Below are 337 nucleotides of genomic sequence, written 5' to 3'. Positions count from 1 at the left end.
TCAGACAAGGGCGGTGAGCGCATCGCCAATATCCTGACCATCATCGAGACCGCCAAGCTCCATGGCCACAATCCGGAGGTCTATCTCACAGACGTCCTGACCCGGATCAAGGATCAGCCAAAGGATAGGCTCCAGGAATTGCTGCCGTGGCAGTGGACGCCGGCGAAAGAACAATACGAGGCCGCGTGATGGCACGCTCGAGGTTCATATACACACTCAAAGAAGTCGCCGGCATGATCGGCGAGAACCTAGAACTCATCGAGGAGGTGACCGCCAACTCGGACAACATCTCCGAAGGCGAATTGGTGTATGTCCGCGATGGCAGTGAAGATGGCAC

At 56.7% G+C, this 337-nt stretch carries 1 protein-coding gene; it reads left to right on the top strand.

Annotated features, from left to right (window positions below; genetic code table 11):
• Positions 1 to 189: transposase domain-containing protein (locus ACWGTO_RS33960; RefSeq protein ID WP_454579015.1), on the top strand; the 189-nt coding region annotated here is incomplete at its 5' end.
• Positions 190 to 337 lie beyond the last annotated feature (148 nt).

The sequence above is a fragment of the Mesorhizobium sp. PL10 genome, assembly GCF_053714315.1.
The sequence above is the reverse complement of the archived record's forward strand: the minus strand, read 5'-3'. Positions and strand labels throughout refer to the sequence as shown.